The 14,229-nt window shown below is 72.3% G+C and carries 12 protein-coding genes and 1 pseudogene; 4 read left to right on the forward strand and 9 right to left on the reverse strand.

Annotated elements, in window-relative coordinates:
- The first annotated feature begins 795 nt into the window (after positions 1 to 795).
- Positions 796 to 1,290 (forward strand): hemerythrin domain-containing protein, encoded by a 495-nt coding sequence (locus tag VGW35_13645; protein ID HEV8308700.1) that lies wholly within the window; start codon positions 796 to 798, stop codon positions 1,288 to 1,290.
- Positions 1,291 to 2,112: 822 nt separating this feature from the next.
- On the opposite strand, the gene VGW35_13650 is transcribed toward VGW35_13645, so the two are convergent.
- A complete protein-coding gene (locus tag VGW35_13650) occupies positions 2,113 to 2,790 on the reverse strand; it encodes a BON domain-containing protein (GenBank protein HEV8308701.1) in 678 nt (225 codons plus the stop codon).
- A 105-nt stretch (positions 2,791 to 2,895) separates the two neighbouring features.
- Positions 2,896 to 3,762 carry an aldo/keto reductase gene (locus VGW35_13655; protein ID HEV8308702.1) on the reverse strand — a complete coding sequence of 289 codons (867 nt, stop codon included), beginning with the start codon at positions 3,760 to 3,762 and terminating at the stop codon, positions 2,896 to 2,898.
- Between the two features lie 51 nt (positions 3,763 to 3,813).
- On the opposite strand from VGW35_13655, the pseudogene VGW35_13660 reads away from it, so the two are divergent.
- Both VGW35_13660 and VGW35_13665 read left to right on the forward strand, forming a co-directional pair.
- Positions 3,814 to 4,119 (forward strand): annotated as a pseudogene (locus tag VGW35_13660) (ABC transporter permease subunit).
- Positions 4,116 to 4,730 carry a histidine phosphatase family protein gene (locus VGW35_13665; protein HEV8308703.1) on the forward strand — a complete coding sequence of 205 codons (615 nt, stop codon included), beginning with the start codon at positions 4,116 to 4,118 and terminating at the stop codon, positions 4,728 to 4,730. The pseudogene VGW35_13660 and the gene VGW35_13665 overlap by 4 nt, the downstream one beginning before the upstream one ends.
- A 68-nt stretch (positions 4,731 to 4,798) precedes the next feature.
- On the opposite strand, the gene VGW35_13670 is transcribed toward VGW35_13665, so the two are convergent.
- From VGW35_13670 to VGW35_13685, 4 genes are all read right to left on the reverse strand, one after another.
- Entirely contained in the window at positions 4,799 to 5,959 is a 1,161-nt protein-coding gene (locus VGW35_13670) for an acyl-CoA dehydrogenase family protein (GenBank protein HEV8308704.1), read from the reverse strand.
- Between the two features lie 4 nt (positions 5,960 to 5,963).
- Positions 5,964 to 7,184 carry a CoA transferase gene (locus VGW35_13675; protein HEV8308705.1) on the reverse strand — a complete coding sequence of 407 codons (1,221 nt, stop codon included), beginning with the start codon at positions 7,182 to 7,184 and terminating at the stop codon, positions 5,964 to 5,966.
- Positions 7,185 to 7,290: 106 nt separating this feature from the next.
- Positions 7,291 to 8,700 carry an MmgE/PrpD family protein gene (locus tag VGW35_13680; protein HEV8308706.1) on the reverse strand — a complete coding sequence of 470 codons (1,410 nt, stop codon included), beginning with the start codon at positions 8,698 to 8,700 and terminating at the stop codon, positions 7,291 to 7,293.
- Positions 8,701 to 8,708: 8 nt separating this feature from the next.
- Positions 8,709 to 9,242 carry a MaoC family dehydratase gene (locus VGW35_13685; GenBank protein ID HEV8308707.1) on the reverse strand — a complete coding sequence of 178 codons (534 nt, stop codon included), beginning with the start codon at positions 9,240 to 9,242 and terminating at the stop codon, positions 8,709 to 8,711.
- A 167-nt stretch (positions 9,243 to 9,409) separates the two neighbouring features.
- On the opposite strand from VGW35_13685, the gene VGW35_13690 reads away from it, so the two are divergent.
- Entirely contained in the window at positions 9,410 to 10,045 is a 636-nt protein-coding gene (locus VGW35_13690) for a hypothetical protein (GenBank protein ID HEV8308708.1), read from the forward strand.
- Between the two features lie 164 nt (positions 10,046 to 10,209).
- Here the strand turns inward: VGW35_13690 and VGW35_13695 are convergent, their stop codons facing one another.
- From VGW35_13695 to VGW35_13705, 3 genes are read right to left on the reverse strand one after another with little or no spacing between them, the layout of a single operon-like run.
- Complete coding sequence (locus tag VGW35_13695) at positions 10,210 to 12,459, reverse strand: molybdopterin cofactor-binding domain-containing protein (GenBank protein HEV8308709.1); 2,250 nt, start codon at positions 12,457 to 12,459, stop codon at positions 10,210 to 10,212.
- A gap of 1 nt (position 12,460) precedes the next feature.
- Positions 12,461 to 12,937: a (2Fe-2S)-binding protein gene (locus VGW35_13700; GenBank protein HEV8308710.1), complete on the reverse strand. Its 477-nt coding sequence runs from the start codon at positions 12,935 to 12,937 to the stop codon at positions 12,461 to 12,463.
- 12 nt (positions 12,938 to 12,949) lie between these two features.
- Positions 12,950 to 14,086 (reverse strand): amidohydrolase family protein, encoded by a 1,137-nt coding sequence (locus VGW35_13705; GenBank protein ID HEV8308711.1) that lies wholly within the window; start codon positions 14,084 to 14,086, stop codon positions 12,950 to 12,952.
- Positions 14,087 to 14,229: the final 143 nt, after the last annotated feature.

The following is a 14,229-nucleotide window of genomic DNA, read 5'->3' on the forward strand; positions in this document are numbered from 1 at the left end:
CGCGAGCGCATCCCCGTCTGTCTGTCTGGTAGACGACGCAGGGGGTGGATGCATTCACCACGCGTGTTTACATCGTGGAGGGCGACGAGGGTGGTCATGGTCCGCTCAGCGGGTTCTCTTGGTCGCACGCGGGCTGGGCTCCACGGGGCCTGACTCTACCTTAGCCATCTCGGCGCAGCCCGCGCAAGGGGGGCCGGCCAACCAGCCGATGATCGTCGGCGTCCGGCGGCGGCAGTGCGAGGGGGTCTTCAGGCGATCTTGTCGATCCGTCCGACGGTCGTGGTGGCGCGCCTCATCCTGAGATATTCGCCGAGCCGTGGCGCTCGGGGGGAAGTGGGGGACGCCGCCTTCATCGCGGCTCCGATGCCTCGCCCCACGATGCGCCAATCCAGGATCTCCGAGGAATCCGGCGAAGGAGGCCCCGGCGCATCCCGCTCGCGTGCCCGGTCAGTGTCCGGAACGCGTGTCTTCCGGCCCGGACCGCGCTGACGCGGAGATCTCACCGCGACCAGCCGGACAGGCGGAACGCGGCTGGGAGAGGCGTCGCTATCCACACCTCGAGATCGTAGCAAGCCACGTACCAAGCCGTGGCGGGCGCGGACAGGGTGGCTGGCTCCCCGGGCATGAGCCTGCCCGGTGCGCGAGTGTCGTGCGCAGGGATTCCCTTCGATTTCTCGCCGGTCTGGTAACGGGTTTGCACCACAGCGGAGGAGCGTTTCGAACAAGAGTCCCTACCGCCCCGTGGCGAGGTCAGGTCGTGTGCTCAGGCGAGACAGCCGAGGGAGGACTAATCCCATGAAGGCGACCGCCCTTCTCAAGCAGGACCACGCCGCCGTCAAGAAGCTGCTCACCCAGTTCGGGCGGACGACGGCGCGCGCGGTGAAGACCCGAGAGCGGCTGGCCGAGAAGATCGCCACCGAGCTGGAGATCCACGCCCAGATCGAGGAGGAGCTGTTCTATCCGGCGGCCGAGCGGTTCGACGAGCTCCGCCCGCTCGTCGACGAGTCCAGGGAAGAGCACGAGCAGGTCAAGAGCCTCGTGGCGGAGATGCAGGGGTTCCGAGCCGGCGAGGAGGCGCTGACCGCCAAGGTTCGCGAGCTCAGGGACACGGTTCTCCATCATGCCTCCGAGGAAGAAGCGGAGATGTTCCCCAAGGTCCACGAGCACATGTCGGAGGCGGAGCTCGAGGATCTCGGGGAACGGATGCGTGAGCGGAAGCAGGCCCTGCTGAACGGGATGCTGGCGCGGGCCAGGCGGGCTGTGATGGCGCGGCTTCGCAAGGTCGCCTGAATCCGATCCCGCACGCCCGATGCTGTCTCTCACGATCCTCACACCCCCGTCCTATCGTGACTCGGTTTGCACGACGAGGGATGGCCCCGTGGTGGGGCCCACGTCAGCCCATGAGGCTCGCGACCGCGAGCAGGAGGAAATTCCGGCTATGGCCAAAGCGTTCGTGTGCGCACTCGCGTTGACCGTGGCGCTCGGGTTGGTGCCGGCCGTGCTGGCTCAGACCTCGGGCACCGGCGGCGGCTCGGGCATTCAGCCCGGCGCCGGCCCGGGAGGTCAGCTGGGGACCGGGACCCAGCCCGGCGCGGGCCCCGGTGGTCAGCTCGGGACCGGTCTTCAGCCGGGCCCGGGCCCGAATTGCCCGCCGGGCAGCACCGTGTCTCCGGGCGGCATGGCCCAGACCGCCGCCCCCGGCCCGACGACCACAGCTCCTCAGACTCCGGGCACTCCGTCCCCGTCCGTCGCCCCCTTGCCCCCGGTGAGTGGCAGCACGCCCGGGGGCGTCGGGGCGGGCACGTCGCTTGGCGGGACCACCATCGCCCCGGCCCCCTCGCCCTCGGTGGCCCCCTCACCCTCGGTGAGCGGCGGCGCGTCCGGGAGCGTCGGGGCGGGCACCCCGCTTGGTGGGACCACCGTTGCCCCGCCGCCCTCGCCCCCGGTGAGCAGCGGCGCGTCCGGAAGCGTCGGGGCCGGTACCACGGCGACCCCGGGCTGCTAGTCGATCGGAGGGGGCCTCGGCGGCCCCCTCCCGGCCCTCCTCCCAAAACGACCATCCCCGGGCGGAAACGCCCGGGGATGGCGCGAGAGACCGGCGGTCGGCGGAGCTCAGCCGCCGACGCGCAGGTCGTTCCTCACCTCGCGGACGCCCTTCACCTCGCGGGCCAGATCCGTGGCGCGCTGCTTCAGGGTTTCGGTATCCACGTTGCCGCGGAGGTGGACGACGCCGTTGTCGGTGTCGACGTCGATCTTGGTGAGCGTGCTGAGCTTCTCGCGAGCCAGCTTGCTCTTGACCTCGGCGGTGATCATGGTGTCCGACCGGGCGCCCCGGGTCACGGTGCGCGGCTCACTCACCCGCCGCTCCTCGTAGCGTGGCGCCGCCTCCAGGGCTTCCTTCTTGACGTTGTCGAGCATCACGGTGACGTTGTTGTGGTCGTCTCGCTCCAGCCGCATGGCTGACCAGGGCACCGCGTAGAGGCGCTCGCCGACCCCGAGCAGGCCGCCGAACGACAGCACTGCGTAGCTGGCCTGGCCGCCCCGATCGAAGATCAGATCCTCGATCTTGCCGATGTCCTTACCGGCGGCATCCTTGACCTTGCTCCCGATCAGCTTGCTGCCGCGCCAGGCGCTGATCTTGTCGACGTCCTCGATCCGGCGATACGGCACATCGCGAGCTGCGGCCGCCTTGGCGACGGGCTTCGTCTCCTTCGGTTGGGCACCGACGAGACCGCTCGGCCCGAGCACCAGCGGAAACGCGAGAACGACTCCCAGTGCTACGCCTTTCATACTGATCCTCCTGTGTTGGATGGCCGCCAGCAGCCGGCGGCCGCGGTCCGACCCAGGATGACGTGCAAACGCGCGGCCAGGGTCACCCCGTCCGAGTCCCGGCGCTCACGCCCACTGGCCCACGAAGGGAGAGTGAAACCGCTCCGCCGTGTGCAGGAGCTGTCGCTCCGCCGCCTCGTCCAGCCGGCTCCAGCGCTCGGCTGCCGCCAACACCTTCGGCAGCACCGTGACATCTCCCACGCTGCAGAGCGTGGTCACCGGCCGGCCCAGGACGAAGGCCACCGCCTGATCGATGGTGGCCTGATCGGTGAAGGGCTCATACCAGGTGGCATGTGTCTTCGGGCGATCCCCCCAGGGGTCCTTGGCGACCGCCTTGATCACGTGTACCCCCACGTCACGACGGCGGCATTCGTCGAGCAACGCCTCGGCATCGCGACGATACTGCGGGTCGGCCCACAGCACGAAGTTCAGCGGGAACATCACGGTGTCGAAGTCGAAGCGGCGCAGTGCCTCGAGGTGCGTCCGCGGCGCGTCGTGGGTGTGCCCGGTGATCCCCAGCCAGCGCGCGAGCCCCTCGTCCCGCGCTCGGCGGAGAGCGCCGAGGGCGCCGCCGGGCGCCGTGCACTGGTCGAGATCGGCCGGCTTGCTCACGGCGTGGAGCTGATAGAGATCGAGCCGATCCGTCCCCAGCCGCTCGAGTGAGCGCCCGAGCTCGGCCCAGGCCGCCTCTCCACCGCGCTCGCGTGTCTTGCAGCCGAGGAAGACCCGCGGGCGGAGCTCGGGCATCCAGGGCCGCAGCCGGAGCTCGGCCTCGCCATAGCTCGGTGCCACGTCGACGTGGTTGACGCCCGCGTCCAAGACCGCCCGAATCGCGCCGTCGGCCACCGTCTGATCGACCCGGCCGATTCCGGCGGTGCCGAAGGTCACCACCGTGCTCAGGTGCCCCGTTCGCCCCAGTCGTCGTCGCTCCATCGCGTCCTCCATCGGTCGCGCCGTTCAGGCGGCCGCGGTTGTGGGCCTAGTCGCTACGTCCTGCCGAACATCGCCGCGCCGGTGATCCTGCAGCCGACGCTGTCGTTCTCGACGGCGATCCCGAGCGAGGCGACGCTGTCGTTCCTCGGGCTGGGCCCGCAGCCGCCGGACCCCTCGTGGGGTACCATGCTGAGCGCCGGTCGCCGCTACATGGAGCTCGCCCCGTGGGTGGCGGTCAATCCGGGGCTCGCGATCGCGCTGACGGTGCTGGGGCTGAACCTGCTGGGCGATACGCTGCGGGACGTGCTGGACCCGCGACTGCGCCAGGTCCAGGGGCCTGAGCGGGAGGTCCGATGACGAGACCGGGGGACGCTCCACGTCACCAGATCTGGCTGATTCGCCACGGCGAGACGGAGTGGAGCGCCAGCGGCCAGCACACCGGGCGCACCGACATTCCCCTCACCCCGACCGGCGAGGTCCAGGCGGCGGCGCTGGGCCGGTATCTGGCCGGCCGTCCGTTCGCGCTCGTGCTCACGAGCCCGCTGGGCCGCGCCCGCGAAACCTGCCGGCTCGCCGGATACGGCGTCGTCGCTCAGGTCACCGACGATCTCCTCGAGTGGAACTACGGCGTCTTCGAGGGGCGCACCACGCGCGACATCCGTCAGGAGCGCCCCGGCTGGTCGATCTGGACCAGCCCCGTGCCGGAGGGGGAGTCGGTCGAGCAGGTGGGCGCGCGCGCGCGGCGGGTCATCGACCGGGCGGCGGCGGCCGGCGGGGACGTGGCGCTGTTCGCCCACGCCCACATCCTGCGCATCCTCGCCGCCTGCTGGATCGGGTTGCCGCCTGCCGGCGGTCGGCTCTTCGCCCTGGGCACGGCGTCGATCAGCGTCCTGGGCTACGAGCGGGAGGTCCGGGTGATCAGCGTCTGGAACCAGGACTGGCATCTGGTCCGCCAGGAGAACCCTTGAAGCGTCCGCTCAGCTCTTCTTGTATCGCGCGTTCAGGCTGTCAAGGGCGCGCCGTCGAGTAGGCCGACTCAGGCCGGCGGGATGTCGCGGGCCAGGGCCCGCGCGATGAGGACGCGCAGGATGTCGTTGGTGCCCTCGCCGATCGCCATGAGCGGCGCATCCCGGTAGAGCCGCTCGATCTCGAACTCGGTCGAGTAACCGTAGCCGCCGTGGATCCGCATCGAGTCGAGGGCGGCCTTGATGGCGACCTCGGAGGCGAAGAGCTTGGCCATGGCCGTCTCGGTGTCGGTCCGGTGGCCGGCGTCCTTCCGCGCGGCCGCCCACCACGTCAGGAGTCGCGCCGCCTGGATCTGGGTGGCGAGGTCGGCCAGCTTGAGCTGGACCGCCTGGAAGTCGCCGATCGGCTGGCCGAAGGCGTGGCGCTCGCGGGAGTAGCGCAGGGCGGCGTCGAGCGCGGCCTGGGCGATGCCGACGCTGCGCCCGGCGATGTTGATCCGGCCGACCTCGAGGGCCGCCACCACCTGCTTGAACCCCTGTCCCTCGACGCCCCCCAGGAGGTGCCCGACGGGGATGCGGGCCCCGTCGAAGTGGACCTCGCAGGACTCGGTCCCCTTGTAGCCGAGCTTCCCGAGGTCGCGGCCGACGGTGAAGCCGGGGGTGCCGGCCTCGACCAGGAGGACGCCGAGGCCGCGGTGCCGCGGCTCCACCGCGGGGTCGATGACGCAGAGGACGGGGAGGGGGTCCGCGTGGCGGGCGTTGGTGATCCACATCTTGGTCCCGCGGAGCACGTAGTGGTCGCCGTCCCGGGCGGCCCGCGTGGTGATGGCCTGGAGATCGGTGCCCGCCCCCGGCTCGGTCAGCGCGATGCCCGTTCGGCGCTGGCCGGTGGCGAGCTCGGGTAGCCACCGCCGCTTCTGCGGCTCGGTCCCGAAGCGGGCCAGCATCCAGCACGAGAGCGAGTGGCTGCCCAGGATGCCGGCGATCCCCATCCAGCCCCGCGAGATCTCCTCGAAGGCGATGGCATACGAGACCATGTCCACGGCCAACCCGCCGTACTCGTCCGGCACCGTCATCCCGAAGAGCCCGAGCGTCTTCATGCCCTCGACGATCTCGGTCGGGTAGCGGCCCGTCTGCTCCCACTCCCGCGCGACCGGCCGGATGTGGGTCCGCACGAAATCGCGCAGGACCTTCTGGAAGGCGTGCTGCTCTTGGGAGAGCTCGAAGTCCATGACTCTAGCTCCTGGCTGCCGGGGACGACGGGGGGCCGAAGGCGCCGCGCGCGGCCAACTCGGCGATCCGCGCGCGGTCGTACCCGAGGAGGCCGGTCAGGATCGCCTCCGCGTCCTCGTGCCGGGCCGGCGCCCGACGCTGCGGTGGCGTCTCGGCCCCGACCCGCACCGGGCTCGCCAGCTGGCGCACGCGGCCGAAGCGCGGATGGTCGGTCTCGACGATCAACCCGCGCGCGATCGTCTGGGGATCCCGGAGCGCTTGGGGAACCGAGTGGACGGGTCCGCCGGGGACGCCGGCCCGGGCGAGGCTCGCCAGCCAGTGGGCCGAGGTCTGGCGGGCGAACGCCTTCGCCAGGAGCTCGCGAAGGGCCTCGGCGTGCTCCCGGCGGGCGGCGAAGTCGCGGAAGCGCGGATCGTCGGCGAGCCCGGGCTGGCCGATCACCTCGCAAAGCCGCCGCCAGAACTTCTCCTTCGCGCAGCTCACCACGATCCAGCCGTCGGCGGTCCGGAAGTTCTGGAAGGGCACCAGCGAGGGATGGGCCGACAGTGGCATCCGCTCGGGCACGAAGCCGCCCGTGAGGTGCCAGGTCCCGAGGTAGGCGAGGAGGCTCACGGCCGTGTCGAAGAGGGACACGTCGCAGTCCATGCCGGTGCCGTCACGCCGGGCGGCGTGGACGCCGGCCAGCACGGCGAGCGCCGCGACCAGGCCGCCCGAATAATCCACCAGGGACAGGCCCGACTTGGCGGGCGGCCCGTCGGGCTCACCCGTCACGCTCATCCAGCCGGCCACCCCCTGCAGGATGTAGTCGTAGGCCGGGTCCTGGGCGCGGGGTCCCGTCATCCCGAAGCCGGACAGCGAGCAGCAGACGACCCGCGGGTTCAGGGTCCGGAGGTCCGCATAGCAGAGCCGGAGCCGGGCCGGGACGTCCCCGCGGAGGTTCGAGTAGACGACGTCGGAGACCCGCACGAGGTCCTCGAACACGACGCGGCCGGACGCGCTGGTGATGTCGAGGCTGAGGCTTCGCTTGTTCCGGTTGAAGGTCTCGAAGAAGAGGCTGTCCTCCCCCGCCTGATAGGGCGGCACGTAGCGGCTGACGTCGCCGCTGGCGGCCGGGTCCTCGATCTTGATGACGTCCGCGCCCAGCTCGGCGAGGTGGAGCGTCCCGAAGGGGCCGGCCCCGTACTGCTCGACGGCGACGATACGGACGTCCTCCAGCGGGCGCATCTCAGATCATCGGAGGGGGCCTCGACGGTCCCCTCCGAAGCCTCCCCCAGGAGGTCGCGGCGGCAAAGCCGCCGCTCGGAGGCTGCTCGCACCAAGCGATGGTCATTCAGCTGCTCCGGCTGTCCGGGGAGACCCCCGGCCAGAGGGCGCCGAGCGGCGCACACACGGCCGACAGGTCGGCCGCCTCCTCCAGGCCGAGCACGCCCGTCTCCAGCGCCTCGATCGCGGGGGCGCTCAAGGCCAGCGCCGCGTTGCCGCGGAACTTCCGGCGCACTTCCTCCGGCGTGAGCGGGTTCTCGGGCGCGCCCTTCTGGTAGGGGCACTCGGCCTCCAGCACGCCGCCGTCGCGGAGGTGGAGGCGGGCCCCGCCCGGAAAGGCCCGAGCGGCCGTCGGATACTCGTGCGTCTCGTAGCGAACCCGCCGCGCGACCGCGCCGAGATCCGGGTCGCCGAGCGCGGCCGGGGAGTAGGTGGCGAGCTCCACGGCGCCGCGCAGGAGCATCGCCGCCGCCGAGTAGGGCAGGGAGAACTTCGCCTCGTAGGTGGTGCGCGGCGCGACCTTGGTGGCGGCGGGCTCCAGGATGATCGGCACCACCGACTTCGGCACGCGCACGACGACCTCGGCGATCTCCTCGGGCGCCAGGGTCCGATCGCCGGCCGCCTCTGCCAGCGCCGCGAGCGCCCCGTGCATCATGTGGCACGCGGGGTACGCCTTGTAGGCGATGCGGCGGGTTTCCCAGCGGGTCCCCAGGTCCTCCACCGCGGGCCCCAGATCGATGCCGTCGTGACCGGCGAAGGCGTGGAAGAGCCCGAACCGGGCCTCCAGCACCGAGCGTGGCCCGGCCGCGCCCCGCGCGGCGAGCTGGGTCGCGATCACCGCGCCGTGGGCGGCCCAGCCGGCGTGGATCGGCTTCGTCGCCGAGCCGTCCTCGAGGAATGCCAGGAGGCCGGAGGCCATGCTGCCGGCGATCCCGAGGGCGCTCGTGGTGGTCGGGCCGTCGAGGCCCTGGAGGCGGGCGGCCGCCGCCGCGGCGCCGAAGATCCCGCACACCGCGGTCGGATGGAAGCCCCGCGCGTGAAAGGTCCCGGAGGCCGCCATCCCGAGGCGGGTCACGACCTCGTTGCCGGCGACGACCGCGGCCAGGAGCGCCGCGCCGGTCGCGCGCCGCGCCTCGGCCACGGCGAGGGCGGTGAGCCCGACGACGACGCTCACGTGGCAGATCGAGTCGCCGTGGGTGTCGTCGAAGTCGAGCCCGTGCCCGAGCATGGCATTGGCGAAGGCGGCCCCGGCCGGGTGGACCCGGCGGGGATGCCCGATCGCCGTCGCCGCGCCCGGGGCGCCGATCTCGTCGAGCAGGGCGCGCCCCTCGGTCGCGATCCCGAGCGCGTGGGCGGCGAGCCCGCAGCCGAGCGTGTCGAGCAGGTGGAGCCTGGCCGCCAGGCGGACCTCGGCGGGGATGGCGGCAAGCGTCAGGGTCCGGGTGAAGTCGGCGATGCGCTCGGCGGCGGTCGGCATGGCGGGCCTCAGACCGTCCAGGGCTCGTCGGTGCCGGGGAAGCCGTCCGCGGCCGCGGGCGCGCTGCGCCGGAGGACCATGAACGTGCGCTTGAACTCGATCACGACCTCGCGTCGCTGGTTGACCCCTCGGCAGCGGATCGTGACGATGCCGACGTCGGGGTTCGAGCGCGACTCGCGCGTGCCGATGACCTCGCTTTCGGCCCACAGCGTGTCCCCGACGAACACGGGCTTCGGCAGCTTGATGGCGCTCCACTCGAGGTTGGCCGCCGCGTTCTCGCTCGTGTCGGGAACGCTGAGTCCCGTCACCAGCGCCAGGGTGAAGGTGCTGTTCACCAGGGGCTGGCCGAAGCGCGTCCGGGCGGCGTACGGCACGTTGAAGTGGATCTGGTTCGTGTTCAGGGTCAGACACGTGAACCAGATGTTGTCGGTCTCGGTGATCGTCCGTCCGACGCGGCTCCGGTAGACGTCGCCGACGTCCAGGTCTTCGAAGAAGCGGCCGCGCCACGTCTTGGGAGCCGTCGCCTGCGAATCGCGCGTCATGGTGTCTCCTCTCGGCGGTCCCCGCATCGCCCCCCGCCTGCCCAGTACCGTCGCTCAGGGCCAGACCGCCGTCAAGGACCCGCCGTCCTCGGCGGTCGGCCGGACGTCGGTCGGCGGCACCCCCGGCGCGCTGGTGGTACGCTCGAGGGGATGGAGTCGTCTCGACCGTGAAGCGCCTCGTCGCCGTGGTGCTCGGCCTGCTCGTGGTCGCCGGCGTCCTCCTCGTCCTGGCGGCCGCCTACGAGGTCAGGAGCCTCGCCGGGAGCCTCGCCCGGGTGGCCGGCGAGTTCCGGGTGACTCCGACGCTGCCCCGTCTCGGTCCCGATGGCGCGAGATCCCAGCCCCAGCCGGACGCGGGCCCCGGACCGGGACCCGACGTCGCCACCGGCGTCCGCTTCACGGTGTCCGCGAGCGACCTGAATGCGCTGCTCGGGAGATCGCGGGCCCGGCTCGGGGGCACCCTGGTGGACGGCCGGGACGTCTCGTCCCGGCTGACGACGGGGCGGATCCTCCTCGAGACGCGCACCTGGGTCCGCGTCTTCGGCGTGCCGGTCGTCGACTACTCCGCCTTCTCGGGCTGGAGCCTGGCGGCCCTCCCGGACGGGTTGGGCATCCGGCTGAACGACCTTCGGGTCGCCGGCATCCCGGTGGTCATGGTTCCGTGGTTGATCATGCGGCTGGCCCCGACGAGCCGGGATGACTGGATGGTGGTGCGGACAGGCTCCCGGCACGTCCTCCAGCAGCTCGACATCGGCGAGGGACGGCTGACCATCGAGGGAACGCTTCGGCGCCGATCCCCCTGAACACCGAGCGCGTCGCCCACCGGCCCGCCCAGCGAGTCTGGTTTCACGCAACACCACACAATGTCACGCTGCGGCTGGTGAGTTCCGCTCCGAGCGGCGGCTCCGCTGCCGCAAGCCCATTCCTGGGGGAGGTTCCGGAGGGGGCCGTCGAGGCCCCCTCCGGTTTAGGTCTGGCGCCGCTCCAGCGCCGCCTTGACGCGGTCGGGCCGGAACGGCACCGTCCGGAGCCGCACGCCGGTCGCGTCGAACACCGCATTGGCGAGCGCCGCCGGCACCGGCGCCGAGGCCGGCTCGCCCACCCCGAGCGGCGGCTCCCCCGGGCGCTGGATCAGCTCGAACTCGAGCGCCGGCACCTCCGGAAACCGGAGGATGGGATACCGCGCCCAGTCCACGCTCGTCACGTGGTCCCGGTCGAACACGATCTCCTCGTGGAGGGTCCGGCTCAGGGTCTGCAGGATGTTCCCCTCGACCTGACCCTGCACGCCGTCCGGGTTGATCATGAGCCCGCAGTCCTGGGCGCACACGACGCGGGTCACGCGGATCCGGCCGGATGCCCGCTCGACCGCGACCTCCATCCCCATGGCCACGTAGGTCTCGTCGTGCTTGTAGTGGATGTAGGCCATCCCGCGCCCGGTGAGGACGGCGGCCGCCGGGTCGGCCGGCCGCGGGGCGGGCCGCGGCTGCCAGCCCATCCGCGCCGCCGCGCGCGTGAGGACCTCGATTCCCCGGGGGTCGGTGAGGTGGCGCAGGCGGAACGCGACGGGATCGACGCCGGCGAGGGCGGCGATCTCGTCGGTGAACGACTCCACGGCGAAGCTGTTCGCGACCTTGCCGGGCGCCCGGATCGCCGAGGTCCGGAGCGGCACGTCGACGACCCAGTGCACGACGGCGTGGACGTTGGGAAACGGGTAGGGCGGATCGAGATTCTGCTGGATCTGCCCGGACGCGCGGCCGGCCGGCTGCGGGATGCCCGCCGCCTCCGGGGCGAGCAGCGGGATGTTCGGCAGGTCCGCGGTCGCCGCCGGCAGCCACGCCTGCGTCTCCCATGCCGCCACCTCGCCGCGCGGGTCCACCGCCGCCCGGAGGTCGATGAGGTGGGGCGGGCCCTTCGGGTCCCAGCCGTGCTCGTCCTCGCGGCTCCACTGAACGCGGACCGGGCGGCCCACGGCTTTCGACAGAAGCGCGGCATCGCACGCCGCGTCCTCGGCGCCGTTCTGGCCGTAGGAGCCGGCGCCGTCGACGTAGATCAGCCGGACGCGCTCACGCGGCAGCCCCAGGATGCGCGCGAACGCGGCCTGGAACCGATGGGTCGCCTGCGAGGGTGTCCAGACGGTGGCGCGGTCGGCCCGGACGTCGGCGACGCCGCAGGAGGGCCCGATGGAGCCGTGGGTCTGGAATGGCCAGCGGTACGTCGCGGCCAGGGTTCGCATCCCGGCGGTGCCCGCCGTCAGGGCCGAGAGGTCGCCGCGCTTGGCGACCGTCTGGTCGCGGGCGACGCGTGTCGCGCGGACCGCGTCGAAGAGCGCGGCGTGGTCGGGCAGGCCGGTGCCCGCCGACCACCGGGCCCGGAGGACCCGGGCCGCGCGTACGGCGTCCCACTCGCGCTCGGCAAGGACGCCGAGGAAGCTGCCGATCCGGACGACCCGCGCCCCGGGGATCGACGCCACCGACGCCTCGTCGACCGAGACGAGGGTCGCGCCGACCGCCGGCGGCCGGATCACGCGTCCGTGCAGCATGCCGGGCAGCCGCACGTCCTGGACGTAGAGGTTCCGTCCGGTGACCTTGGCCGGCACGTCCGGGCGCGGGACCGACTGGCCGATGTAGCGGAAGTCCTTCGGGGCCTTCAGGGTGACCTTGGGATCCACGGGGACGCCGAGCCGCCGGTCGCCGACCAGCTCGCCGTACGAGATGCCGGGCCCGCCGGCCTTCGGCCGGACCACGCCGTCCGCGGTCTCGAGCTCGCCCACCGGCCGCCCGAGCCGCGGCGCCGCCATGGCCAGCAGGGCCTCGCGCGCCGTCGCCGCCACCCGGCGGAGCTGCATGCCGCCGCGGGAGACGCCGTAGCTTCCGCCCGTCCCGCCCTGGTCGGGCGTCAGCGCCGTGTCGCCCTCGATCATCTCGGTGATGCGCTCGATGGCGATGTCCAGCTCTTCGGCCACCATCTGCCGGAACGCCGCCCGCCCGCCCGTCCCGAGGTCGACCTTCCCGGTGAACAGCGTCACCGCCCCGTCCCCGTGGATCGCCAGGAAGGCGTCGACGGCGTCCGGGGCGACCGACTTGCCGAGCCAGCGGTCGGTCGGCCAGGGGAGCTGGGCGCCGGCGCGCCGCAGGGGGACGCCGCCGAGTCCGAGTCCCACCACGAGCACGCCGCCCGCCTTGAGGAAGCTCCGTCGCGAGAGCCGATCGGGGGCCATGTCACCGCCCTCCCGCCATCGCGGCGGCCGCGCGCATGACCGCCCGGATCACGCGGTGGTGGCTCCCGCAGCGGCACAGGTTGCCGGCCAGCGCCTCTCGGATCTGCTCTTCCGTCGGCCGGCGCGTGTGATCGAGGAGGGCCCGAGCCGTCACGACCATGCCCGTCGTGCAATAGCCGCACTGGGCGGCCTGCTCCGCGATGAAGGCGGCCTGCACGGGATCGGGGCGCTCGGGCGAGCCGAGCCCCTCGATCGTCGTCACCTCCTGGCCCACCACCGTCCGGGCGGGCGTGATGCAGGACCGGGCTACCCGGCCCGCGACGAGCACCGTGCAGGCGCCGCACTGGGCCAGGCCGCAGCCGAACTTCGCGCCGGTCAGGCCGAGATCGTTCCGGAGGACGTAGAGGAGCGGCGTGTCGGGATCGTCGGTCTCGACCACACGCGTCGCCCCGTTGACCTGCAACGTGAGCCTGGGCATCGGAACCTCCTGTCAGGCGTCCAGCCGGTACACGCGCCGCACGTTCTCCCACAGGATCTTCCGCTGGATCGCCTCGTCGATCCCGCGGAACTGCTCCTCGATGGCCTTGCCGGAGAACGGCCAGGTGCCGTCACGGTGCGGGTAATCGGAGCCCCACATGACGTTGTCGGGGGCGATCTCCGCCATCGCCCGCACGCCGTGGAGGTCCTTCTGGAACGTCGCGAAGATCTGCCGCTTGAAGTAGGCGCTCGGCAGGAGCGAGAGGTCGAGGTCGTCGGCGAGACGCTCCGCGTAGGTGTCGTCCAGGCGCTCGAGGATGTAGGGGATCCAGCCGATCCCGCTCTCGCCCAGGACGAGCCGGAGCCGGGGATGGCGCTCGCACACGCCCGCCAGGATGACGGACACGCAGATCTCGTCCATCTGCAGGGGCGCCACCACCGTCCAGGAACCGATCACCGCCGGGTGCCGGATCCCCTTGACCTCGTACCCGACGGTCGCGCCGCCGCCCTCGAAGACGTGGAACGAGAGGACGAGGTCCGCCTGCTCGGCCGCCGCCCACAGCGGCTCCCACATCTCGTGCCACACGGGCATCGCCGCGCTCCATGGCACGAAGAGCACGCCGCGGAGGCCCAGCGCGGCACAGTGCCGGAGCTCCTCCACGGCCGCCCGGGCATCGTGATTGGGGAGACAGCCGAGGCCGAAAAAACGCCCGGGCATCGAGCGGTTGAACCCGGCGATGTAGTCGTTGTAGGCGTGGTAGACCGCGGTCAGGAGCTCGTGATCGTGGATCGCCTTGTTGCTGAAGAGCCCGCGCGAGATGCCGATGATCCCGTAGATGATCTCCGCCTCGACACCGTCGAGCTCCTGATCCTCCCGCCGCTCCGCAGGATTGGAGGGCCGGGTCTGCCGTCCGGAGGCGAAGCCGGCTTCGGCCAGGATCCGCCCGCGCCGGCCCCCGGTCACCCCGGGGCCGTAGACGGCGTAGGGGCCGAGGACGTCCTCGCCCGACATCCAGACCTTGCGCCCGTCCCGCTCGACCACGTGCGGAATCCGCTCGCCCCAGATCGCGGGCATTCGCGAGGTGAAGGTGTCGGGCGGGAGGTAGATGAGATCCATGTGGCTGTCGGCGGACATCACGGGGCGCGTCATGGCGGCCTCCTCGCTCGGCTCCGCAGGAATCGCGGACAGGATAGAGCAAACCCCGCATCAGGGACAAGGCCGGGGCCGGCATCGCGCGGATCGCGCCGCCCGGGGAGCCTGGCGCACGCCTGGCCGGCCGCCCCCGGCCATCA

Source organism: Candidatus Methylomirabilota bacterium, assembly GCA_036005065.1.
Classification (GTDB): domain Bacteria; phylum Methylomirabilota; class Methylomirabilia; order Rokubacteriales; family DASRDR01; genus DASYQW01.